The 23,775-nt window shown below is 44.4% G+C and carries 24 protein-coding genes; 16 read left to right on the top strand and 8 right to left on the bottom strand.

Annotated elements, in window-relative coordinates; genetic code table 11:
* Positions 1-14: 14 nt before the first annotated feature.
* Together NL646_RS00230 and NL646_RS00235 are read left to right on the top strand one after the other, a co-directional pair.
* The gene (locus NL646_RS00230; RefSeq protein WP_086484876.1) at positions 15-929 is read left to right on the top strand and encodes a LysR family transcriptional regulator; all 915 of its coding nucleotides are present in this window, start codon (positions 15-17) and stop codon (positions 927-929) included.
* Positions 930-1,022: 93 nt separating this feature from the next.
* Positions 1,023-1,637 (top strand): LysE family translocator, encoded by a 615-nt coding sequence (locus tag NL646_RS00235; protein WP_005463452.1) that lies wholly within the window; start codon positions 1,023-1,025, stop codon positions 1,635-1,637.
* Between the two features lie 161 nt (positions 1,638-1,798).
* Here the strand turns inward: NL646_RS00235 and NL646_RS00240 are convergent, their stop codons facing one another.
* Together NL646_RS00240 and NL646_RS00245 are read right to left on the bottom strand one after the other, a co-directional pair.
* Entirely contained in the window at positions 1,799-2,020 is a 222-nt protein-coding gene (locus NL646_RS00240; protein WP_005463454.1) for a hypothetical protein, read from the bottom strand.
* 241 nt (positions 2,021-2,261) lie between these two features.
* Complete coding sequence (locus NL646_RS00245) at positions 2,262-3,695, bottom strand: glyceraldehyde-3-phosphate dehydrogenase (protein ID WP_005463456.1); 1,434 nt, start codon at positions 3,693-3,695, stop codon at positions 2,262-2,264.
* 613 nt (positions 3,696-4,308) lie between these two features.
* On the opposite strand from NL646_RS00245, the gene NL646_RS00250 reads away from it, so the two are divergent.
* Together NL646_RS00250 and NL646_RS00255 are read left to right on the top strand one after the other, a co-directional pair.
* A complete protein-coding gene (locus NL646_RS00250; RefSeq protein WP_253663687.1) occupies positions 4,309-6,945 on the top strand; it encodes an ATP-binding protein in 2,637 nt (878 codons plus the stop codon).
* Positions 6,946-7,003: 58 nt separating this feature from the next.
* Positions 7,004-7,981: a Gfo/Idh/MocA family protein gene (locus tag NL646_RS00255; protein WP_029809894.1), complete on the top strand. Its 978-nt coding sequence runs from the start codon at positions 7,004-7,006 to the stop codon at positions 7,979-7,981.
* A gap of 73 nt (positions 7,982-8,054) precedes the next feature.
* Here the strand turns inward: NL646_RS00255 and NL646_RS00260 are convergent, their stop codons facing one another.
* Both NL646_RS00260 and NL646_RS00265 read right to left on the bottom strand, forming a co-directional pair.
* A complete protein-coding gene (locus NL646_RS00260) occupies positions 8,055-9,392 on the bottom strand; it encodes an MATE family efflux transporter (protein WP_253663931.1) in 1,338 nt (445 codons plus the stop codon).
* A gap of 122 nt (positions 9,393-9,514) precedes the next feature.
* Positions 9,515-9,829 carry a DUF496 family protein gene (locus NL646_RS00265; protein WP_005453573.1) on the bottom strand — a complete coding sequence of 105 codons (315 nt, stop codon included), beginning with the start codon at positions 9,827-9,829 and terminating at the stop codon, positions 9,515-9,517.
* A 327-nt stretch (positions 9,830-10,156) separates the two neighbouring features.
* Here NL646_RS00265 and NL646_RS00270 point away from each other — a divergent pair, with 327 nt between their 5' ends.
* The 8 genes from NL646_RS00270 (at position 10,157) to NL646_RS00305 (ending at position 18,350) form a co-directional block, all read left to right on the top strand.
* The gene (locus NL646_RS00270; protein WP_025637880.1) at positions 10,157-10,372 is read left to right on the top strand and encodes a hypothetical protein; all 216 of its coding nucleotides are present in this window, start codon (positions 10,157-10,159) and stop codon (positions 10,370-10,372) included.
* 176 nt (positions 10,373-10,548) lie between these two features.
* Complete coding sequence (locus NL646_RS00275) at positions 10,549-11,199, top strand: YceH family protein (RefSeq protein ID WP_253663688.1); 651 nt, start codon at positions 10,549-10,551, stop codon at positions 11,197-11,199.
* Positions 11,196-11,516 (top strand): GIY-YIG nuclease family protein, encoded by a 321-nt coding sequence (locus NL646_RS00280; RefSeq protein WP_025547865.1) that lies wholly within the window; start codon positions 11,196-11,198, stop codon positions 11,514-11,516. The genes NL646_RS00275 and NL646_RS00280 overlap by 4 nt, the downstream gene beginning before the upstream one ends.
* A 350-nt stretch (positions 11,517-11,866) precedes the next feature.
* Complete coding sequence (locus NL646_RS00285) at positions 11,867-12,964, top strand: autoinducer 2-binding periplasmic protein LuxP (RefSeq protein ID WP_253663689.1); 1,098 nt, start codon at positions 11,867-11,869, stop codon at positions 12,962-12,964.
* Positions 12,964-15,540, top strand: coding sequence for a quorum-sensing autoinducer 2 sensor kinase/phosphatase LuxQ (luxQ, locus tag NL646_RS00290; protein WP_025521028.1), 2,577 nt, complete (start codon positions 12,964-12,966; stop codon positions 15,538-15,540). Before NL646_RS00285 ends, luxQ begins: the two co-directional genes overlap by 1 nt.
* 211 nt (positions 15,541-15,751) lie before the next feature.
* Entirely contained in the window at positions 15,752-16,207 is a 456-nt protein-coding gene (gene slyA / locus NL646_RS00295; RefSeq protein ID WP_253663690.1) for a transcriptional regulator SlyA, read from the top strand.
* Positions 16,208-16,244: 37 nt separating this feature from the next.
* Positions 16,245-17,300 carry an HlyD family secretion protein gene (locus NL646_RS00300; protein ID WP_015313427.1) on the top strand — a complete coding sequence of 352 codons (1,056 nt, stop codon included), beginning with the start codon at positions 16,245-16,247 and terminating at the stop codon, positions 17,298-17,300.
* 12 nt (positions 17,301-17,312) lie between these two features.
* Positions 17,313-18,350 carry a DUF2955 domain-containing protein gene (locus NL646_RS00305; protein WP_025500375.1) on the top strand — a complete coding sequence of 346 codons (1,038 nt, stop codon included), beginning with the start codon at positions 17,313-17,315 and terminating at the stop codon, positions 18,348-18,350.
* A 25-nt stretch (positions 18,351-18,375) separates the two neighbouring features.
* Here the strand turns inward: NL646_RS00305 and NL646_RS00310 are convergent, their stop codons facing one another.
* Positions 18,376-19,038: a flagellar brake protein gene (locus NL646_RS00310; protein ID WP_005499292.1), complete on the bottom strand. Its 663-nt coding sequence runs from the start codon at positions 19,036-19,038 to the stop codon at positions 18,376-18,378.
* A 95-nt stretch (positions 19,039-19,133) separates the two neighbouring features.
* The gene (locus NL646_RS00315; RefSeq protein WP_024700028.1) at positions 19,134-20,060 is read right to left on the bottom strand and encodes a DMT family transporter; all 927 of its coding nucleotides are present in this window, start codon (positions 20,058-20,060) and stop codon (positions 19,134-19,136) included.
* Positions 20,061-20,209: 149 nt separating this feature from the next.
* On the opposite strand from NL646_RS00315, the gene NL646_RS00320 reads away from it, so the two are divergent.
* The gene (locus NL646_RS00320) at positions 20,210-20,659 is read left to right on the top strand and encodes an Lrp/AsnC family transcriptional regulator (RefSeq protein WP_005485150.1); all 450 of its coding nucleotides are present in this window, start codon (positions 20,210-20,212) and stop codon (positions 20,657-20,659) included.
* A gap of 39 nt (positions 20,660-20,698) precedes the next feature.
* Positions 20,699-21,322, top strand: a complete 624-nt coding sequence (locus NL646_RS00325; protein ID WP_005463481.1) for a bifunctional 2-polyprenyl-6-hydroxyphenol methylase/3-demethylubiquinol 3-O-methyltransferase UbiG — start codon at positions 20,699-20,701, stop codon at positions 21,320-21,322.
* A 24-nt stretch (positions 21,323-21,346) separates the two neighbouring features.
* Here NL646_RS00325 and NL646_RS23415 read toward each other — a convergent pair whose 3' ends face one another.
* Both NL646_RS23415 and NL646_RS00330 read right to left on the bottom strand, forming a co-directional pair.
* A complete protein-coding gene (locus tag NL646_RS23415) occupies positions 21,347-21,577 on the bottom strand; it encodes a hypothetical protein (protein WP_025621960.1) in 231 nt (76 codons plus the stop codon).
* A 176-nt stretch (positions 21,578-21,753) separates the two neighbouring features.
* On the bottom strand, positions 21,754-22,302 hold the full coding sequence (locus NL646_RS00330) for an ATPase (protein WP_140379385.1): 549 nt from the start codon (positions 22,300-22,302) through the stop codon (positions 21,754-21,756).
* Between the two features lie 76 nt (positions 22,303-22,378).
* Between NL646_RS00330 and NL646_RS00335 the strand changes: the two genes are divergently transcribed.
* Together NL646_RS00335 and NL646_RS00340 are read left to right on the top strand one after the other, a co-directional pair.
* On the top strand, positions 22,379-23,050 hold the full coding sequence (locus tag NL646_RS00335) for an SH3 domain-containing protein (RefSeq protein WP_025612736.1): 672 nt from the start codon (positions 22,379-22,381) through the stop codon (positions 23,048-23,050).
* A gap of 168 nt (positions 23,051-23,218) precedes the next feature.
* Positions 23,219-23,698: a hypothetical protein gene (locus NL646_RS00340; protein WP_005477272.1), complete on the top strand. Its 480-nt coding sequence runs from the start codon at positions 23,219-23,221 to the stop codon at positions 23,696-23,698.
* Positions 23,699-23,775 lie beyond the last annotated feature (77 nt).

The raw sequence follows: 23,775 nt of genomic DNA on the forward strand, positions 1-23,775 counted from the left end.
CAAGTGGGTCGAGTATGTTAAACAACGTCAATTTAAATCTGCTGAGGTCGTTGCATGTGCTGCTTGAGGAATGTCATGTAAGCCGCACTGCTGAGCGCTTGCACGTGACTCAATCTGCGGTCAGCCGCCAATTAGCCCAGCTTAGAGAGCTTTGTGGCGATCCGTTGCTTGTCCGTCAGGGGAACTTGCTCATACCCACACCTCGAGCGTTAGCGTTAAAAGCTAAACTTGATGATTTGCTGTCTGAGTTTGATCATCTGCTTGATGATAAACCGTTCGAACCGGCAGATTGGCAAGGTGAGTTAGTTGTCGCGTCTAGTGACTATGTTGCTCAGTACGTTCTTCCAGATATCGCTTCCCATTTAAGCCAACTCGCGCCGCAACTGGATATGGCTTATCGCTTATGGCAACCAGATTTTCTCGATAAGTTGCATGAACTGGGTATCCACATCGCATCGTCCATGTACCCTTCAAAACCAGAAGGCGTTTCAAGCGTGAACATTGGTTCTGATACCTCGGTGTGTTTGATGAAAGCGTCACACCCGCTAGCGAGTTATAAAGAGCTGACGGTGGATGCTTTACTCAGTTATTCGCACATAAAAGTTACGGGTGGCGGCGATAAAGATTCAAGCACCGACACGGTTTTAAAAGAGATGGGGTTGGCGCGACATATCACATTTAAAGTCCCATTTTTCTCGGCGGCGGTTAATCGTCTAGTCTCAAGTGAACATTTGATGGTCGTCCCTGAGCATATCGCGGTGAACCTCGCTAAGCATTGGAGTTTGGCACATAAACCTCTGCCATTTGATACTCAAATCCATCAATACTGGCTGATGTGGCATCCAAAGTACGATAACGATCCTGCGCATCGTTGGATACGGGAAACGATGCAAAGCGTTATGCAGCAATCAGAATACTCTATTCACTAGGATATGAGTTTCAATCATGACTTTCATGATTAACTTTGATTTCAGTTTATATCACCTCTATTGATAAATTAACGTCAAAGAGGGGAGATTTTTATGACACTAACAGTTTGGTTATCACTTTTTACAGTCTGTTTATTAGGGGCTATGTCGCCAGGGCCTAGCTTAGCGATCGTTGCTAAACATGCTTTGGCTGGTGGACGAATGAATGGTTTGGCAACGGCATGGGCGCATGCTTTTGGGATCGGGATTTATGCGTTTATCACGTTGATCGGTCTTGCGGTTGTGCTGCAGCAGAGCCCAATGCTGTTCAAAACCATCAGTTTAGCGGGCGCAGCTTATTTGGCTTACTTAGGTTTTAACGCGCTGCGATCCAAAGGTGGAGTGGCCGCCAAGTTGGAATCTGGTGAGGAAACGACCGTACTTCAATCTGCTAGAGAAGGTTTCCTTATCTCTATTCTAAGTCCTAAAATCGCACTGTTCTTTATTGCTTTGTTTAGCCAGTTTGTCGCGCTTGGAAATGATCTGAGTAACCAAATGATCATTGTTGCGACACCTTTTGTTGTCGATGGCTTGTGGTACACCTTTATCACGTTGGTGTTATCAAGCTCCAGAGTGGTCGATAAAATTCGCTCCAAAGCAGTTCTCATTGACCGACTATCTGGCGTTGTACTTATGCTCTTAGCACTAAGAGTGGTGGTTACGGTTTAGGACTTTCAAGACGCTCGATATAACAAACCCAAAGGCAGCCAATGAGCTGCCTTTTTTGCAAACGCACTTCGCAAAAAAAACACCCAGCTTGTGGGGCAAGTCTGGGTGTAAGCAAGAAGTTTCTCAGGAACATTAGGGGGAAGAGAAACACAGTAATTTCGTTATCGGCGAACCTCTTCAAATTCACCTTCGATGGCATCGGCTTTGCCAGTATTAAACTCATACTCTTCATGCATTTCTTTTTGCATTTTCCGTACGCGTTTTTCAATTCGTTTACCTGTGATCAGGGCTGCGATGGTCAATGGAATCGCCATGATTAGGCTAAATACTAATGCGAAAAAGCCAGTAATCAGTGCCAGTGCAGTAACAATAATTCGATTCATATTCATGACCTCTTTTCAATCTATGTGTTCAGATTAACGCTGCGAACATGAACAAAACATGAATGGTTCTGTTTGCTTTGTCCGGAGATTGTCAAATGATACGAACGAAAAAGCGCCTGAGGGTCATCAGGCGCATAAACGGGGAATCAATATTAGTACTGCGCAAAGCGCTTATTATCAGAACAAATGTTGGGTTATTGCTCGTTACCCATTGTGGTTAACGTTGTGGAGCAAAGTTCACCTATCGAGGGAATGTTTGATAACGAACGCCCATCATTTGTTCCATACAGTGCACAACTTGGCAGCTGTATCCGAATTCGTTGTCGTACCAAATGTACAGTACGCAACGCTTGTCTTGTGCGATAGTCGCTTGACCATCTACAACGCCAGCATGGCGAGAGCCCACTAAGTCTGTAGAAACGATTTCAGTTGAATCTGTGTAATCAATCTGCGCTGAAAGCTCAGAGTTGAGAGCCATTTCGCGTAGGTAATCGTTCAGAGAGTCGCGATCAACATCTGTGCCTAGGTTAAGGTTTGCAACCGCCATTGATACGTTTGGCGTAGGTACACGAATTGCGTTACCTGTTAGCTTACCAGCTAGCTCTGGCAGTGCTTTTGCTACTGCTTTAGCTGCGCCAGTTGAAGTTAGAACCATATTCAAAGATGCACTGCGACCGCGACGGTCACCTGAGTGGAAGTTATCGATCAGGTTTTGGTCATTCGTGTAAGAGTGAACGGTTTCAATATGGCCCGAAAGTACGCCGTATTTGTCGTTTAATGCTTTTAGAACTGGTGTGATTGCGTTGGTGGTACAGCTCGCTGCAGAGATGATGGTGTCATCTTCTTGAATCACAGATTCGTTAACGCCGAATACAACGTTCTTGATGTCGCCTTTACCCGGAGCCGTTAGTAGTACTTTCTCTGCGCCTTTACATGCTAAGTGTTGGCTCAGACCTTCAGAATCACGCCACACACCTGTGTTATCAACAACAAGTGCATTGTTGATGCCGTACACAGAGTAATCTACATCACTAGGATTGTTTGCGTAGATGATTTGAATGTAGTTTCCGTTAACGATAAGCGCTTTGCGCTCTTCATCAATCACGATGCTGCCGTTAAATTGACCGTGTACAGAATCACGACGAAGTAGGCTAGCTCGTTTTTCTAAATCACCTTTCTTACCGCCACGAACAACAATTGCGCGCAGTCGAAGTGGGTAACCTGGGCCACTCTTTTCAATAAGAAGACGAGTCAGTAGGCGACCAATACGACCAAAACCGTAAAGCACAACATCGCGAGCGGCTAGAGAAGAGTCGGCATCACGCGCACCTTGAAGTGCAGTTTGTAGGAAATCGTTTAGTGCTGCTGTATCTTCGTGCTCATTCCAATACTTAGTTGCCAGTTGACCAACATCAACGCGGCATGAAGAAATGCTCATTTCGCACAATGCTTGGATGATCGGCATTGTGTGCTCTAGAGAAAGAGGGTTTCCAGTGTATCGTCTTGCTACGCGGTGAGTTTTGAGAATGTCGATAGTAGTGGCGTTGATAAGCGTCTTACCAAACAGAACCACTTCGATTCCTTTTTGACGATATAGCTTACCAATAAGAGGGGAGATAGATTCAGCAATCGTTTGGCTCGTTTGCCAGTCTTGGAGATATTTCTCTGGACTCATTGTTGTATTGGACCTTTCACGTTTTGAGGGCTAACCATACTCTCTACTGTTACCTCAACGGTAGAGTGTGGAGTTTGGTGGGTTATGTAATCGGGTTGTAATAATTATGTGTGCGAATTCTAAGGTGAGAGTTCTTATTCTGCTAGGAAAATTAATACCAGTTAAAACTGCTAAGTAGGGCATTATTTCTGGTTGATTAATGTGACTAAAGCGGGGTGTTTGTACTATTGACTTTTAATAACTTGCTGACTTTTTTTGTAACGATAACGAATAGCTTCAAAATCTAAATGTAAATAGCCTCGATTCTTTTCTAGATTAATGTGATCTCACTCGATAAGACAACGGGAGTGGTAAACATTCAAATGATAAATGTCTGTTTTACATTTTGCTGCTTAGGTATGACTTGGATTTGAGCGTTTAGGTCATTTTTTGATGATCAAAAAACTTGCTTTGAATCACAGTTTAAAACAGGCACCTAAACCCGCCGTAACCCTATATCCCTAGTGTTACTAGGTGAAATGAGGGTGTTTTTTAACTCATCAATATCCATTATTAATGTGTGAAACTAGTCTAGTATTAAATCAGTAGGCGTTCGTAACACATGGAAAGATGGATGCTGAGATTATCAATCAAAACACGTTTAGCGTTGTTAGCGTTATTACCCGCAGTGGTGATCGTTGCTTTTGCGATCCACCAGTTTTATGCCAATTCGGTGCGAGTCGATCACCTCAATCAAACCGTAAGCAACATACAGGGATTCCAGCTGATATCTCAGGCTTCGCACTTTATCTACAGCATGGAAAAAGACAGACGCCAATACGGTCAGGAAACGCCTTTAAGCATCGAAGTGGATGTCCAAAATAATGTGGTGCTCTCCATGCATCATAAATTTTCCACTAATCCACACACTTCCGAGTACGCCGATGATTTAAAAGAAGCGATGCTTGGTATGGTGTCTGGGGATCTTACCAACACGGATGAAGTGGGTGATTGGGCGTTTCAGTTGCTGCAAGAAATGTCGCTTTCTTTGCTACAAAACTATCAGCTGTATGGAAATAGCGATGGGCACGCTATGCAGAACTTTATTGCTTACCTTGCTCAATTATCTTATTGGACGCAAAAAGAGGCTTGGCTGACCTACCGTTTAGTGATGGATCCAGATGCGAAGCTGAACCAAAGCGTTTTTTTTCAAACCATTGATCGTCAGCAGCAAAATCTAGATGCATTTTTGCATTTGGGGGCATCTTATGCGCATGTCGATAAACTGCTTGGCCTTTTCAGCTCCCCCCGCTATCAACGTAATTTGGAATCAAGAGCGAGGCTGATGAATGGCGACATGCCACGCAGCGATTATGCGGCTTACCTTGACGAACTCGATTTTCGGGTTCAGCGATTGCAAATGATGATTGAAGGATTTACTCGTCAAGCTGAGCAATCCCTACTTACTCAAGTCAATGAGCAAAAACGAAATGTATTGCTCATTACCTGTGGTGTTGCGGTAGTTCTTCTCTTGCTTGGCTGGCTGGGGGTTGCCACTTGGTATCGTGTTAACAGCAAGATTGGCGCGATCATTCATGCTCTTAATGCCCTTGTTAATGAGGAAGAAAAAGAGAAAAAAGTCGCAGTCGATGGTAGTGACGAGTTCACTCTCTTTGCGCAGCAAGTCAATCGTGTGGTGGAAGAAAAGCAAAGGCAAACTCACGAAATACTGCACGCCAAAGAGTCGGCAGTGGCAGCCAATAGAGCAAAATCTGTATTTCTTGCCAACATGTCCCATGAGATTCGAACGCCGTTGAATGGCATCATGGGGATGACTGAAATTTTGTCGCAAAGTGAGCTATCACCTCATCAGCAAGAAGTCGTGGATGACATCGATACCTCTTCTCAAACTTTGCTTGCACTGCTAAATGATATTCTAGATCTGTCTAAGATCGAGTCGGGGCGCCTCGAATTGTCGTTGGTTGAAGCTGACATTCGCGAAGTCGTTTATCAATCGGTGATTTTGTTTCAATCTAAAGCTACGTCTAAAAAGCTTGAGCTCGATATTTCATTGGATGAAAACATTCCGGCTCGCGTGATGGTCGATGATCATCGCATCAAACAGATCATTACTAATCTGGTTTCCAATGCCGTTAAGTTTACTGAACAAGGCTATATCTCAGTCGACGTTAGCTACGAAGAAGCGTTAGAGCAAGGGCGAGGTTCGCTAACATTTCTTATCAAGGATTCGGGCATCGGTATCGAAAGGGACAAACTGGCGACCATTTTTGAGCCGTTTACTCAGGAAGACGAAGGCGTTTCGAGACAGTTTGGCGGAACAGGGCTAGGGCTTGCGATTTGTCGCCAACTAGTGTCGATGATGGGAGGCAAGCTAGTGGCAACCTCGACCAAGGGGGTGGGCACATGCTTTGGTTTTTCAATAGAAGTAGAGGCGTTACCTCTCTTTGGTTGGCATTCCGATGTGGTCAAAAGAGGGCTCTTTATATGTGATAACTATGCTTATGCAGAGCAAATTGTCCAAGAGTGTCGTTTAGCTCAAATTAAGCTGGTAGGCGTTAACTCACTTTCGGAAGCAAAAGCGCTAGATGAAGATTTCGATGTCATTTTCTTATGTAATGACGGTCAGATGGATATCGATGGCTGTTTGAGTGAACTGGCTGAAGTTTATGATGTTCGTCGAGTAGTAGTGTGCCAGCACCATTTGACGAGTTCTTACACAAACGCGGAAAACGTGCATGCCGTGTTGACTCAACCATTCTTGGGTAATCGATTCAAACATGCCATCGAAGAGCTAGCTAAGCTCGAAAAGAATACATTGCGTGACAATGTCACAAATATTGCATCTCGCGCTGAATCTAAAATATCTCGAACTCATCGAAGAATATTGATTGCTGAAGACAATCTAATGAACCAAAAAATCGCAAGCTTTTTCTTAGATAAAGCAGGGTACGACTACTTAATTACGAGTAACGGGCAAGAAGCGCTGGATGCCATCACCAAAGGTGAGCAGTTTGACGCCATTTTGATGGATTGTATGATGCCGGTGATGGACGGCCTAACCGCGACAAAAGAGATTCGCCGTTGGGAAAAGAAAGTGGGCTGCAAGAAAACAACCATCATTGCTTTGACCGCGAGTGTGTTGGAAGAGGACATTCACAATTGTTTTGCTGCGGGTATGGATGCGTATTTGCCAAAGCCGTATAAATCTAACCAGTTATTTGAGTTGTTTAATGAACTAAAGCTTGCTTAAATCGCACTGATAAGCCGAATTCATTACGGCTTTTTAGAACGAATATAAAGGAAGTGACATGTTTAAACTCGCTGTTATCGGGACTAACTGGATTTCGCAACAATTTGTTGAAGCGGCAATCCAAACCAAGCAGTTTTGCCTTAAAGCTGTGTATTCGAGAGATATAGAAAAAGCACGTTTGTTTGGCACGCCTTATGATGCAGATACTTATTACGACAGCCTAGAAGCATTAGGTCAGGATGCAGACATTGATGCGGTGTACATCGCCAGTCCGAATTCGCTTCATGCTCCTCAAGCCATTCAAATGTTAAAAGCGGGCAAGCACGTCATTTGTGAAAAGCCAATGGCTTCGAACTATGCATTGGCACAACAGATGTTTGCCTGTGCTGAGGAAAACAACGTTGTGTTGTTTGAAGCGTTTATGTCGCCTTACACACCAAACTTCCAAGTATTGAAAGAGAGCTTACCGTCTATCGCTCCGTTACGACATGCGACGATCAGCTATTGCCAGTATTCATCGAGATACCAAAAATACCTAAATGGAGAAAATCCAAACACATTCAATCCTGCGTTCTCCAATGGCTCCATCATGGACATCGGTTATTACTGCGTGGGTTCTGCGATTGAGTTGTTTGGTGAGCCGAACTCCGTTCAAGCCAGTGCGCATGTGCTTCCATCTGGCGTTGACGGATGCGGCAGCGTAACGCTGGCTTATGATGGCTTTAACGTAAATCTTCTGCACTCGAAAGTCAGTGATTCTCTTATCCCAAGCGAGTTTCAAGGTGAGCAAGGCAGTGTGTTGGTCGATATGATCGCCACAGGCCGTGGTGTAGAGCGTATTCTTCGTGGTGAAGAAAAAGAGACCCTAACTTTGCCTCAAACCGAGAATCATATGTTCTACGAAGCAGAAGCATTTGCGAAGCAGTTAAAGCTTGGTGTGATGGATGAACAAATGAAACAACGTTCGTTGACCGTTGCAAAAGTATTGACTGAAGTACGCAAACAAACTGGCGTAGTATTCCCTGCTGACCAGTAAACTTGTGCATGGTATAGCCAAAAGCTGATAGTAAGAAGCCCTCAGTTGAGGGCTTCTTTGTTAATACTAAAACTTAGGCTGTAGCTTGCTTTATCGCAAGTTTGTGTATGGTTTTACGGTAAGTAAGGTAAGCAGAAATACCCGCCATAATATTACCCACACACGCACCAAACAGCAGACCTCTGATACCGCCCAGTTGTGCACCCAGCCATAGGCAAGGTAGGAAGAAAACAAACAAGCGTAATGCCGAAATGGTTAATGCTGTGTACGATTTCCCTAGCGCATTGCAAATCGACACCATCAGCATACAAACGCCAAGAGAGCCCAAACTTATCGGCACAATCATTAGATGCATGTGGAGCACTTGTTCTACTTGGGTATCACTTGTCATTAACAATGCGAGCGGGTTTGCAAGCAAGAAGGTAATCGCTGCAATCAAAAGCTGGAAGCCAAGAATGAACTTAACCGCTATTCCAACCAGAGATTGAATGTCTCGATAGTTCTTTGCGCCTAACAAGCGCCCCACCATTGGAGGCATCGACATGGTCAGTGCCAATACAGACACAATGGCAAAAAACTCGTAACGTGAGCCTAGCGCCCAAGCAGCGACTGCGGCAGTTCCAAAGCTGGCAAGCAACTTGGTCGCTAACATTGAAGAGAGCGGCGGCAGCAATTGACTGACCATGGCTGGCCCCATGATGTTACCTATCGAAGAGACGCTTTTCATCACATTCAGATCTTGCCATTGCGTTGTAGCCCAGTGGTTGCGCTTCACTCTTGGCGCAACGACAAGGATACCAAACCCAAATGCAACTAAAGTTGCCAACGCTGCACCATTAATGCCGAGATCGAGCGTGAAAATGAACAGCGGGTCTAATACCAAGTTCACACCACTTGTCACCATCATCATCGTGCCCGGAAGCATAGTGTTGCCATTGGCACGACAAATACTGTAGTAAAAATAAAGGACTGCACCAGCCCATGAACTCAGCAGCCACCAAGGCCAGTAACTATCTGTGATAGGCATAACAGTTTCTGGCGCGCTGAGCAGAGATAAAATCGGGTAACGCAGCAGCCAAATTAAGAGGCCGAATACCGCAACACCGATTGAACCAATCATTAAGACCAATCCGCCAAGTTGTTTGGCATAGTGAGCATCATTCGCGCCCAAGGCTTTAGAGATCACTGCGGTAGTCGCGATGCCTAAGCCTACTTGAATGCCGATAATGACCATTTGAAGCGGTAGGGTGAAACCTTGAGCGGCAAGCGGCAAAACGCCAAGCTGACCGATAAATGCACTGTCGACAAGCTGAAAACTCATTAAAGACAACACACCAAACAGCATTGGCCATGTCATCGTAAACAGTTGTTTTGCTAACGTAGGTTGTGCGTTAGTAGAAGTTGAAGGCATAGAAATTAGAGTGTGTTGGGATTCGAGAATGGTTTTATTGTACACACTGGACTACAAAGTGACAAAAAGAAACCCCGAGTAAGGAATGCTCACTCGGGGTTTAAAACTTGAACTAATTGGGCTTATTTTTTGCCGCTAGTTTGCTTGTCTTCTTCAGTCAGTTCGCGAATGCGACGGCTGATGTCACGACGTGCTTTAGAAATCTCTGCACTTTTGATGATGTGATCATCAACGCGGTCTTCGTAGTCAGCTTTCATGTTTTTGATGATAGCGACGATTTCATCGTGAGACATTTCTGGTTTGATGTAGTCTAGTAGGTTTTCTAGAAGGTCTACACGTTTACGGTTATCACGAACTTTCTTTTCGTTATCAAGTAGCTCACGTTTTAGTTTGTTTTTACGACGAGCTTGGTTAACGATTTCAAATACGCTACTCATGGTTCCCTTTCCTAATTTGTGAATATCTGCCTCGATTAAAGCACAACATCCCGTGGCATAACAGTCTTTAGATCAATCACAATGCAGAGTTGACCAAATCTCAACCAATTCTCATATCTCGCTGACAAACTGCCCTTTGGTGGGAGCACTAGAGGGCAGTGAAGATGAAAAAATTTGCACCATGAACGGGTTATTGAGGGGGTACGGATGCGTCTTTCTGCGACGGTTATTGTCGATAAGTGGATAGCATTTTGCATTTATGAACAAATCGATACGTTGTCATGGCGAGATCTTCGCTATATCATCAGCGTCATTAAATGAAAAATGATGAAACTTGATATGGACTCTGGTAACACTGCGGAGCAAGCCGACAGTCAAGATAATGAGAAAGTCACCAGCTCTTTGGCTGAAAAGTTAAAAGCGGCGTACATTGAAGAGAGAAGCCAACTTGAAATCACGGAAGTCGAACTGAATCGTTCGAAAATCATGATGATTGATGAAGACGGCAATATGAGAAAAGTGCCGATTCTCTCGGAGCATTGAGACCGACCCCGATTCGCGATGGGTGCTAGGTCTTTGCGCTATGCTTTAGCCTGGCACCTATACCTAAACAGCTTCAAGTCGTGCAGCGTTTTGAATCGACGGTGCAAAGTAGACTTAAAAGACTTAGATGCGGTTTAGGTATAAATTCAAATGCAAAAATAATAAGGAAATGCATTATGAAAGTTGAGCTAACGGCAATTGAAGCACGAGTAATTGGTTGCTTGATTGAAAAAGAAGTGACCACCCCCGACCAATATCCCCTCAGTTTGAACGCGTTGACCAACGCATGTAACCAAAAAAGCAACCGTGAGCCTGTGATGGCATTGTCAGAATCTGACGTCCTTGATGCTGTTGATGCGTTGATTGAGCGTCGACTTGTCAGCGATGAGAGCGCTTTCAATAGCCGTGTTAGCAAGTACCAACATCGTTTTTGCAACACCGAGTTTGGCGATCTTAAATTGTCGGATCAAGAGAAGGGCATCATCTGTTGCATGTTACTGCGCGGAGCGCAAACGCCAGGCGAGATCCGCACTCGAACCAACCGCCTTGCCACTTTCCACGATGTAAAAGAAGTAGAAGCTGTACTTGAGCATCTTGCTAGCGAAGAGAAAGGCCCGTTTGTGGTGAAGTTACCTCGTGAAGCTGGTAAGCGTGAATCTCGTTACATGCACTTGTTCTGTGGTGAAGTCGATGTGTCAGCAATGGCTGTGGCAGTTCCGGCTACTTCATCAAGCTCAGAACGTGTCGCTCAGTTAGAGCAAGAAGTTGCCGAGTTAAGAGAAGAACTCGATGCATTGAAAGCGCAGGTAGAATCTCTACTTTCATGAGTGAAAGTGTTGAGCAGTACTGGAGCGTTTATCTGATCCGCAATAACCGTAATGCACTGTATTGCGGTGTTACCAATGACATCGAAAGGCGATTTAAACAGCACCAACTTGGCAAAGGCGCTAAAGCGCTCAAGGGTAAAGGGCCTCTTGTTTTAGAGTGGTCGACTAGTTTCGACTCAAAAGTAACAGCAATGCGCGCTGAGTATTTCATCAAACAACTAACCAAGAGCAAGAAAGAGCAGTTGGTTGAACTCAAAGCTTTGATTGCCGTGGATGACAATCAGCAAGTGATGTTTGAGTCTTGCTCTCAAAGTTAACGGTTCATCGTGACCGTTTGAGTGCCTGTTTTTCGGATTCTTAAATTTCAATTGTCTTTTATAAGCCGCCAACATTGGCGGCTTATTTATATTTATTGATACAGCTGACTAATACGGCCGAGCCCGATACATCCAAGCTTCTTGAGATAAAAGCAGAATACCATATGGACTTTGGGTATATCATGTATGGCTATTCTGACGCATAATGGCCCGATGTTCTGTTCCAAGTAGACAAATTTACTATTGAAACAAACACTCAGTGGAAGGTAGATTACAAGAGTAAAGGATGACTCGGCTAGGTCAAAAACAGAGCTGAAGTAGGCTCAATAAAAAAGCTAAAAGAGCAATAAATGAATAAAGCGTTAGTATTGTCCCTGATTTCAATTGCCAGCATGTCTCCGGCTTCACAAGCCTCTCAGGTTCTTAACGGCTACTGGGCGTATCAAGAATTCTTAAATGAATTTCCAGAACAGAAACACTTAACGGATGCTCTGGCTGCGGCCGTGAGAGACGATCCTGTGCCTATTGCCCCTGAAAAAAGACACCCATTAAAAATCTCCGTTGTTTATCCAGGGCAGCAGATTTCTGATTACTGGATAAGAAACATCGACGCGTTTGAGAAGCGCTTAGATAAACTCAATATTGATTACCAAATCAATCAAGTGTTTACGCGACCGAACGCCGATATCAAACAACAAAGCCTTTCTTTGATGGAAGCACTAAAAAGCAATTCCGACTACTTAATTTTTACACTCGATACGACCCGACATCGTAAGTTTGTTGAACATGTTTTAGATTCCACCAAAACCAAACTTATCCTGCAAAATATCACGACGCCAGTTCGTGAATGGGAAACTCGACAGCCTTTTATGTACGTCGGCTTCGATCACGCTGAAGGCAGTCGCGAACTCGCTGTGGAGTTTGGCAAGCAGTTCCCGAAAAATACCCATTACAGCGTTTTGTACTTCTCTGAAGGCTACATTAGCGATATCCGTGGTAACACATTCATTCATCAAGTGAACCAAGACAGTCAGTTTGAACTACAATCTGCTTACTATACAAAAGCGACAAAACAGTCCGGGTATGAAGCAGCAAAAGCCAGCTTGAAAAAGTACCCAGATGTCGAGTTCATTTATGCTTGTTCTACCGACGTTGCGTTAGGTGCCGTCGAAGCACTGTCTGAACTTGGCCGTGAAGACGTTATGATTAATGGCTGGGGCGGTGGTTCTGCTGAGCTAGACGCTATCTTAAAAGGGGAGTTAGATATCACCGTCATGCGTATGAATGATGATACTGGCATTGCGATGGCAGAGGCGATCAAATGGGATTTGGAAGGTAAACCTGTACCAACGGTGTACTCTGGGGACTTCGAAGTTGTGACCAAATCAGATTCCCCTGAGCGAATTGAAGCTCTCAGAAAACGTGCATTTAGATACTCAGATAATTGATGACAATTACATCAAAGCTAAAAAAGCGTCGCTCGCTGTCGACGCTTATAACTAAAATTATTATTCTCGTTCTTGCTCCGATCATTTTAGGCATTTTCGTTCAGAGTTATTACTTCTCCAAACAGATCATTTGGCAGGAGGTCGACCGAACCAAGCAGCAAACGTCTGCGTTGATTCTGAATATTTTTGAAAGTCATTTTGCAGCGATTCAGATCCATCACGACAGCAATTCGAAAAGTGATGTGATTTTGGATTTTTACTCGGAGCGAAATGAAGAAGCCTTAAATTACTTCTTTCTCAGCATTGATCAGAGTGATCCTTCGCACACACCTGAATTTCGTTTTCTCACCGACCATCAAGGTATTATTTGGGACGATGGGAACGCGCATTTTTATGGCATCAACGATTCAATGCTGGACGGCCTGACTAGCAAAGTTACGTTCAGTAATAATTGGTATTACGTCACATCAATCACGTCAATGGGTGCTCGTCACTTGTTGCTACGCCGTGTTCCTGTGTTAGAGCCGAAAACGGGCGAAGTGATGGGGTATTCGTACAACGCGGTCGTCTTGGATAATAACTTCGCCTTGATGGAAAAGTTAAAAAACGAAGGCAACGTCGACAATGTTGTGCTGGTGGCGAACGACATTCCTGTAGCAAGTTCACTGGCGGGGGATGAGTCATACAAAATCTTCGATGTGTTGAAACGCAAAGAGACCCAGAAGAAGTTAGATCAGTTGTTGATCATCCAAACACCGATTGAAGTGAACGCAGCCATCACCAACTTGAAGTTACTTACCGTGCAAGACAACCAGAGTGTTGTTACGCTGCAAATTCAACACTTTTTGGCGATGTTAGCATCTGTTATTGGCATGATTATGATTGCGCTGATGACCAAAGAGTGGATTGAAAACCGAGTTGTGGAAGAGCTGGGTTCGCTCATGTCTTACACGCGTTCTGCTCGCGAAGAAAAAGGCTTTGAGCGTTTTGGTGGGTCGGATATTGAAGAGTTTGACCACATTGGTTCGACGCTGGAAAGCACGTTTGAAGAATTAGAAGCTCAGAAGCGATCGTTTCGAGACCTGTTTAACTTCGCGTTATCGCCAATCATGGTGTGGTCAGAAGCGGGCGTGCTGATCCAAATCAACCCCGCAGCTCGCAAAGAACTGGTTATCGAAAATGACATCGAAACCATGCATCCTGTATTTAAAGGATTCAAAGACAAACTGGTACCACATTTAAGAATGGCAGCGCAGGGCGCGACACTGACGGGAGTGAACGTGCCGATTGGTGACAAAGTCTTTCGTTGGAACTTATCGCCAATTCGTGTCGATGGTGATATCAGCGGCATCATTGTCCAAGGGCAAGATATTACAACGCTGATCGAAGCTGAAAAGCAAAGTAACTTAGCACGCAGAGAAGCCGAAAAGTCCGCGCAAGCGCGAGCTGACTTCTTGGCTAAAATGAGCCATGAAATTCGCACACCAATTAATGGTATTTTGGGTGTTGCGCAGCTACTCAAAGATTCCGTGGAAGCGGAAGAGCAGAAGAACCAAATCGATGTTCTTCGCCACAGTGGTGAGCACTTACTTGCTGTATTGAATGATATTTTGGACTTCTCAAAGATTGAACAAGGCAAGTTCAATATCCAAAAACATCCTTTCTCCTTCGCTGATACCATGCGAACGCTAGAAAACATCTATCGCCCTATTTGTAAAAACAAAGGGGTTGAACTTGTCATTGAAAACCAGCTTGATGGCAATGTAGAGATTTTCACCGACCAAGTTCGTCTGAATCAAATTCTGTTTAATTTAGTCAGTAACGCGGTGAAGTTCACGCCATCGGGCTGCGTGCGTTTACATGCCGAGTTAGAGCAGTTTTATGGCGCAGACAATAGTGTGCTAGTGGTTGAAATCAGCGATACGGGTATCGGTATTGAGTCCGACAAGTTGGATGAAATGTTCGAACCTTTTGTTCAAGAAGAAGCGACCACAACTCGCGAATACGGTGGCAGTGGCCTTGGTTTGACCATCGTGAAAAACTTGGTCGATATGCTCGACGGGGATGTACAAGTTCGCAGTCAAAAAGGGCAGGGAACTACATTTGTTGTTACGCTGCCAGTAAAAGATCGTGAGCGAGTTCTGGCTCCGTTGGATTCGAGCCAACGTGTAAAACCTGCAGAGTTGTTTGATGAAAGTCTGAAAGTGTTGCTGGTGGAAGATAACCATACTAACGCCTTTATTCTTAAAGCGTTTTGTACCAAATACAAGATGCAGGTTGATTGGGCGAAAGATGGGCTAGAAGCCATGGAGTTCTTAAAAGATCACTCTTATGATTTGATTTTGATGGATAACCAACTTCCGCATCTTGGTGGCATCGAAACCACGAAAGAGATTCGTCAAAACTTGAAATTGGGGACGCCAATTTACGCCTGCACCGCCGACACTGCGCAAGAAACCAGTGATGCATTTATGGAAGCAGGCGCGAACTATGTTTTGCTGAAACCCATTAAAGAAAATGCACTCCACGAGGCTTTTGTTGACTTCAAGCAGCGCTTCTTGATTGAACGGACATAGTCTGCTGCCACATTTACGGTAGTTTCTTTGTTTACCTAGCCCAACTTAGCTTTTCTGAGTTGGGCTTTTTCTTTCCTGCAATCTGAAGATCTTAATTCTTCGCAACCTTTTAAATGCGCAAAAATTCATTGTGATTTAAATCATAAAAATATTTACTTAGCGTGCTAACTAAATTATATTACTTAGCACGCTAAGTAATAGAGTGCATCTTATGATTCAAGACATCAACATTTTGATAGATCTGTCCCTTGCCGAAAAACTGTCTCGTGTCGCTCGTTTATGGAAGATGGTTGCCGACCGTGAGCTCGAACCGCTAAACCTAACTTACCCGCGCTGGACGGCGCTTTGGAAGCTGTATCGAATGGGCGACAACATCAGTCAAAAGCAACTTGCTGAAGCGCTTGAGATTGAGCTTGCCTCGTTGATGCGCACGCTAAAACTACTCGAAGAGCAATCGCTCATTACGCGACGTTGTTGTGAGCATGACAAGCGAGCACGAATTGTCAGCTTAACGGACGAAGGCAAAGAGCTGTTGATACAAATGGAAGAACGCATCTTGCAGGTTCGTCGAAAACTGCTCTCAGAAATCAATGACCAAGAGCTAAAGAAATTGGGCTTGGTCCTAGAGCAAATTGCTCACAATGCGCTCGATTCACTTGGCGAATAAAGTCAGAAATCCTAATAAAAAAGAGAAGTAAACGCCTATGACTCCAGACCAAAAGTTCGCGCGTTGGATCAAATATTCTTGCGTTGCGTTTGTCCTTGTCTTTGCCTATTTTCTTGTTGCTGATTTAGCAATGCCGTTAACTCCTCAGGCGATGGCTACCCGAGTGGTAACTAAGGTCGCCCCCCGTGTTAATGGGCAAATCACCCATCTTTATGTGGCAAATAACCAAGAAATTCAAAAAGGCGACTTGTTGTTCCAAATCGATCCGCAGCCATACAAGTTAGCGGTAGAAAAAGCGCAATTAAACTTACAACAAGTGATCCAAAACAATGAGCAGTTGGATGCCTCTATCACGGCCGCCAAAGCGGATGTGGAAGCGAGTAAAATCGTCGCTGAGCAAAAAATCCGTGAAGCCAATCGACTGAATACATTGTTCAGCCGAAACGGTACGTCTCAACAACAACGTGATGATGCGCAGAGTAGTGCAACAGCGGCAAAAGCGAATTTGCTAGCAGCAAAAGCCCGCCTGAAAGAGCTAGAAGTAAGTCGCGGCGAGCTCGGCGAAGCTAACGTCAACGTGCGTGTTGCTCAGAACCAGCTAAAACAAGCTGAGCTTAACCTTTCTTACACTCAAGTGAGTGCTGAGCACGATGGTGTTATCACGAACTTGCAGTTAGAGACAGGTGCTTACGCTGCTGCGGGGACGCCACTTATCGCACTGGTTTCGGATCAAGTTGATATTATTGCGGACTTTCGCGAGAAAAGTTTGCGTCATTTTAACCGAGATAGTCGAGCACTGGTGGCCTTTGATAGTTTGCCAGGAGAGGTTTTTGAAGCCCGCATTACCAGCTTGGATGCCGGGGTAAGCTCGGGGCAATTTGATGCAGACGGCCGCCTCGCGACACCAACAGATTCCAACCGCTGGGTGAGGGATGCTCAGCGTTTGAGATTGCATTTGTCTATCAACGAACAGCCACAAGCTTTCCCGGCTGGTGCTCGTGCGACGGTACAACTATTGCCTGATAGCACGATTTCAGGTTGGCTGGCTCGTCTGCAAATTCGTTTTTTGAGTACTTTGCATTACATCTATTGATTGGGAGGTGGTATGAAATTATGGGACCACCCCATGTCTGAGAACGATTTCAGACAATGCCTACGCATAGCAACTGGCGCAACCATCGGCTTTACACTGTGTAAGCTGTTTGGCTGGAACTACGGTGTGTTTTTCACCGTAACACCCATGCTTTTGCTCGGTATGGTACCAGTAGTGAACTTGCATGCATCAAGACAGTTAATCTTCTCCGCTGTTGTTTGTGGGCTAGAGGTTGGCATTTTGGGGGGCTTGTTTGGTAGTCATCCGGTGTTGATGACCTTGATTGCATTCTGCTTGTTTCTTTACAAGTTTGCTTGTATGTCAAAAGGGAGTTTGTTTCTATTTGGCGCGAACAGTGTGCTTAGTTTGAGTATCATGCTGCACTTTGCTAGTTACCCGACAACGGATCTGAATGATCTTATTTTTAGTAACTTACAGGCGAACGTTTTGTCCATTATTGTGGCGTATTTGGTGACGTTTTTGATTCCTGATGCGGAACCTCGTCAACCGCCGCCAAAGCCTTCACAAGCCAAACAAAGCCATCGGATGCGACATGAGGCTCTTATGGGGGCGAGTATTGCAACCATGTCCTTTTTGGTGTTTCAGATCTTTGATTTGAACGATTCCATGTCAGCGCAGGCGACAACCTTGTTGCTCCTGTTTCCAATGCATTGGAATGGCGCTTTAGGTTACGCTCGTAAACGGGCGATGGGCACATTGCTAGGCGTGACTTTTGGTATCGTCGGGCAGCTCATTTTGTATGATTGGTCAGATACTTTGCTGTTTATTGTGCCGTTACTTTGGATTGGCGCGATGATATTCAGTTACATGCATGTGAAAGAATCCAGTGGTTCAGGTGCGGGCTTTGGAGGCCTCACTACTTTAGGGATCTTATTCGGACAGTATCTCACGCCCGATGGTGACCTGATTTTTAGTGCTTTGTATCGAGTCAGCAGCATACTGTTTGCCATCGTGGTCACTTTGCTTGTTACTTATGCCGTGCATCGGTTACTCAACAGCTTTGCCGCAACGCGCTTTAGTCAATCATAGCCTTGACGCGTCTCAGTTCACTAAATCATACGTTGCTGGTCAGAAAGGACTGTTCCAGCAACTTAGTTTTCAAATCTTCAGTCATAGTAATGGGTTGCTCGAATCGAATGCCTATCACCCAGCCTTTGGGTTGCTTCTTTATATTGGCGATCAAGCAAGGATTTTCCTCTCCTATATGAATGCTAAGAGGTGATACCACCGAAACTCGGTCTCCAACCTTAAACTCAGGTTCAATAAAGGTCTGAACACCGACGCCTGCCAGTGAAAAATCAACCAAACTGCCGTCATAAATATTGCCGCTGTGATCGATGGTACAGTCCATTTGTAGCTTGTAACGCTCGTGCTCTCTAACAGGCTTAGTTGCAAACGTACCGGGTATGCGAATAAAGAGCAGAGGGGAAGGACGAACGGCTGTCATTAGTACACTGGATTTAAAAGCCAACACGTGACCAAGCTCAGTGTCGGAAACGCCGCGTACAATCACATCGGCGTTATGCAGTTTTCTCATCACTTGATCTTCGAGCAATCGCATCGGAATATCGAGGATCAAATAAGAATTTTCTTTTATTCCTAAATAAACGGTTGAGTAGCTGAATTTATCTTTTGGCCCAAATTCGAAGTTAATCGAGAGTTTCATCCCTGGTTTGAGGAATTTATGCAGTACATCTTTCGTATGAGTTGCTGGCATAAGATCTGAGGTTCCAATTTCTGATTGAAAAGAGGCTACCAAAACGCCGTTTTACTCATCAAGTGTGGTTTATAAAAGTTTTTGTCAATTAATCGCTATCTGTGAAGTGGTGGGCGATAAGTTTGAGTAAGTTCATGCTTCATAAAGATTTGGCTAGCGACCACGCTACCGCAAGTGACCAGAATTAACGCGATCCAAGTTAGCGAATCCGGTTGTTCGCCAAAGATTGGAACGGCAAGCAACGTTGCGACAACGGGAGTGAGAGACCCAAATGCGGCGCTGGCTTCGGCGCCAATGATTTTTATGGCATAGATAAACGTAAACGATGCGATAAGCCCTGCGCCGACACCTTGTAACATTGCATGGCTAAACAGCTCCTCCCAAGGCCAACTGGAGATAGGCGTTACCGCTAAATAACTGTCTATCCAACCGAACCCGACTGCGATGATAAGCATAAGTAACGAGACGATGGCGACAAAACCCGCGCATACATAAGCGTTGAGGTTAGCTACGCGTGCGCTGATAGTAAAAACCGCCCACATCAAGCTGCCAACTAAAAACATCGCGTGCCCTTGAAGTTGAGACCAGTTGTATTCCTCCCCGATATTAGATAGCAGAAACACAAAAATACCCAGCAGTACGGTGGAAAGACCAATAATGCGGTGATGACTCAGCGATTGTTGATAGAACAAGACTGCAATGGCAGAAACAAACAAAGGCAACGTGCCAGGTATTAAGGCGCTACCATGCGCGACGGGAGCGAAATGCATGGCAGTGCCCGCTACAAGTAAATAAGGTAAACCGCTACCCAAGACAATACCAGTAAGGTATTTGTTGGGAACGGCTTTTAGGGCGGCTTTATGTTTCATTACAAAAGGCAACAAGATTAGGCTAGGAACGAGAAAGCGCACCAAAGCAATATCAGCAGGTTGTAGTGCCGAAATTGCCCCACCTTTGAGCGAAATGAAAAAACCAGACCAAAGCAGTACGGTCACTAAAATTGCAGCGTATCCCAAAATCATCGTTGTCGCGTCCATGTGTAAAGTTCGCTGTAATTATTGAACGAAACTGACGCATCATGTTGGCAAAATGTGACGTACTTTGTTTCAGTATTGGTGTTAAACTGCGTTTGATTAATTAAATTTAGTGATTTTTGGCAAAGGGAGTTGGCATGGACAAAATTGATAGGCAGTTACTTCATCTCATACAGAAAGACGCCACATTAACGACAGCGGAGCTCGCTGACCAAGTAGGGCTCTCTGCTTCACCATGTGCGAGGCGCTTAAAACGTCTTGAACAAGAAGGGGTTATCAGCGGATATCGAGCGATGATCTCACGTGGCGCAGTAGGTATTGCGATGACGGTGTTCGTTGAAGTGAGTTTGAATAACCACCAAGCGTCGTCAATCGATGAGTTTGAAACCGCAATCGTCGATATGGATGAGGTGATTTCTTGTCACGTTGTATCTGGCGCTTACGATTATTTATTGGAAGTGGTCAGTAAAGATCTTCCCGGATACGAAAGCTTCACGAGAAAGCTGCAAAGGTTAGAAAACGTCAAAGACATCCACACACACCTTGCTATTCGGCAGGTAAAAGGAAATGGCTGTTTACCCATTTAATTTGATCATTGTGCCTGTAGTGAGCAAGAGGGGAGATAAATGAAGTGGCTCGATAGATTGAAGATTGCCAACTACCACCGCAAGCGTTACAAACAATTCGGTAATGATAAAGCGCGTACGCTGGGTTGGCAGGACGAATATAGCCAAATCAGCCGATTTGAAGCGCTGACTCGTAGCCTTTGTTTAGAGGCAGTTAGTATTCTCGATATTGGCTGTGGCTTTGGTGATCTACTTGAATATATTGAGAGCCAGAATCAATATCCAGCGCGCTATGTCGGCATTGATCAGCAGAAGCAGTTCATCACAAAGGCCAGAAAGAGAGCCTTTAAAACGCCTGTTAATTTCATTTGTGGCGACTTTTCTAAGCTTGTTCTTCCTCAAAGTGATTATGTGTTCGCGTCAGGCTCACTAAACTACAAATCGAGCAATGCCAATCATACGATTGAAATGATTGAGAAGATGTACCGAGCGGCTCGAATAGGCTGTGTGTTTAACTTACTCGATGAAGAAAAGCTGCCGAGCATGAGAATGCTAGAATCGCATAACAAAGTGGGGGTGTTGCGCTATTGCCGATGGCTATGCCCAGATGCACAATTAATCGAGGGGTACTCCGACCACGACTTCACGATTATCATGATCAAAAAAGCGGAGCCAGTTTCCTAACTCCGCTTCATAAACTTTTAAGCCTTATTGGTGTTTGTACTGTGAGATCTTACAGTCACCAGTTTGTCTATCAACCTTAAATGAGAACGCGGCTGAATGGTATTCCCTTCCATCACTCCAAATTGTTTCTCCGAAGATTTTACATAGGTCCAAATCACTAATTGAACCGAACTCTTTTACGTGCCTAACTACTGACAAAAACTTGGCTTTGGTAGCATTAGGACAATCCCTGTTACTTAATCGATTGATAACCATTTTTGTAGCATCATCTCCAGCCAAATGTGACTTTTTATTAAACTTTGTTAATGGGTAAATTAACCAAAAAACGCGCGTAAGTAAAGCATTATTGTGACGTATGTCTCTATAAAATGGCTGGTTTGGTTATTGGTTAATCAATTTTATTAAGGGGAACAGTCCCATTTTGTAACAGTTTAATGGCGAGAGCCTTGGGCGTATTTTAATGCACTCGCTTCTTTGTCATAAAGGTGGGCCAATCCCAGAAATTGCGAGGAGAGGCTCGTATAGTCTTTAGCCAGTTGTTGAGCGTTTTCTCGATACCATTCTGCACTGATTTGGTTCGCTGTTTCATTATTATGTCTGCAACTTTGAGCGAGTTTTTCCCAGCCATTGGCTGCCCACTGCGACTCGGTACTAAGCTTGATAAGCTCATTTGCTTTTTGCGTTAACTCTTCTTTGTACTGAACCGAGGCTTTTAGCTGATTTTGGAACAGGTTTTGATTGTACTTAGCGCGCCATAACAAACTGAGTTCATCTGTGGAAAAAGTTTGCGAAAGCAGTTGGCGCTGCTTGTGTTCACTTAACAAGGTGTTGAACACCTTAACATGCTGATTGTAGTTGGACTCTAAACGGTTGAATTGGGTAAGATTGTCATTCCAAGAAGATGGATTACATTGAACATTGGCGAACCCTAGCAAAGGGAACAAGATAAGTATCAGCATCCAATAGTGTTTGTTGATCATGATTGCTCACGTAAGTTAACTGTCTCTAAACAGTATAGATGGCGAGATAAGCACAAAGAATAAAAAGGAAAAGAACATGAAAAAAGTTCTCATCGCAGTGTTGATTCTTCTTCTGTTGGGTGGCGCGGGTGCTGGTTACTATTTCTTTTTCATGCAAAAAGACGAACCTGAAAAGCCTGTTGTGGCTAAAACGGAAAAGGCGCCTTTAGATAAAGGGGATGCCTCCAAACCCATCATGGATTTGGACGCGCCAGCTCCTGAAATCACGGAATATTACGTTATCGAGCGTCGCGTTAACGTTTACAACAAGCCTGATGATAAGTCTCTGATAGTTGATGCGCTTTACAAAGGCGAAAAAGTGTCTGTGCTGGAAAAGGTCGAGGGTTGGTTTCGTCTATCTGACTACATCGTTTACGAAGATGGTGGAGAAGAGACTGCGGAATGGGTCAACTCGAAAGGTCTCTCTGACGCTGAGCCTGTCATCAAAGAGCAAGAGCGATTAGAGATCTTGGATGGTTACCTGCAAAAGTCAGACGATTTGAAGGAGCATTTAGATATGTTCCGAAACAAAACCCAGCAATTGCTGAAAGATGAAACGTGTGATCCTAGTGATTTTGAAGAGCTCGGAGGTTGGGTTCGTTCTGTGACGTTCAAAAAGCGCAATGTTTACTTCATCTATTGCGGCGGTTTGGAGCAAGAGAACAAGATCTACTTAGATGTCGACAAGGGTGAGCTTTTTTATCGGTAACTTACGACCGATTACATTGGTTCTCTACAGACGTTTTGATAAAAGCAATAACGATACAAACCTGAAATCAGAGATTTATAACTTTTTAGTTGTGAACCATAATCAATAGGAATACTATCATTAAGCCAAGTGACCTAACTTGGCTCTTTGTGTTTTTAGTGAGTCTCTATGCCTTGGATTTACCTTAGAAAATTGATTTTGCTGCTATTTGCAATGGTATTGCTACCAGTGCATGTATCTGCTGCGCAAATCGATCACAAGGCTCACGTACCGCACTTTTCTAAGCTACAACCTTTTGTAGCTGCAAGTGTATCGCCAAACTCTTCCGTCGATTTCTCTGAAGTTTCAGAAGAAAGTTCTCAATCTCCAGTATCTGAAGGTCATGCAAGTCTTGATTCCGTTGCTTTGTTTAACTCTCAACGCTGGACGTCTTACTTACGAGAAGGGCTTGATGACGAGCACGTAGATTTTGTCGGCGATCTCACGACTCCGTTTTACGCTGATGCGGGTTACGCATACAGCTTGATGGACATTAACTGGCGTCACAACCAGTCCACATTTTATCATTTCACAAGCGATCATCGCATTTCTGGTTGGAAAGAGACCAATGCCATGTACGTCGCACTCAATAGTCAGTTCTCTGCCTAAACACCATCTATTTGCACCATTGTGCACTCTTAACACGACGATTGTATTCGACAGGACGTGAGCGTTCTGAGCATTTC

The sequence above is a fragment of the Vibrio sp. Y20_XG_PY13 genome (assembly GCF_024181925.1).
Taxonomy (GTDB): Bacteria; Pseudomonadota; Gammaproteobacteria; order Enterobacterales; family Vibrionaceae; genus Vibrio; species Vibrio parahaemolyticus.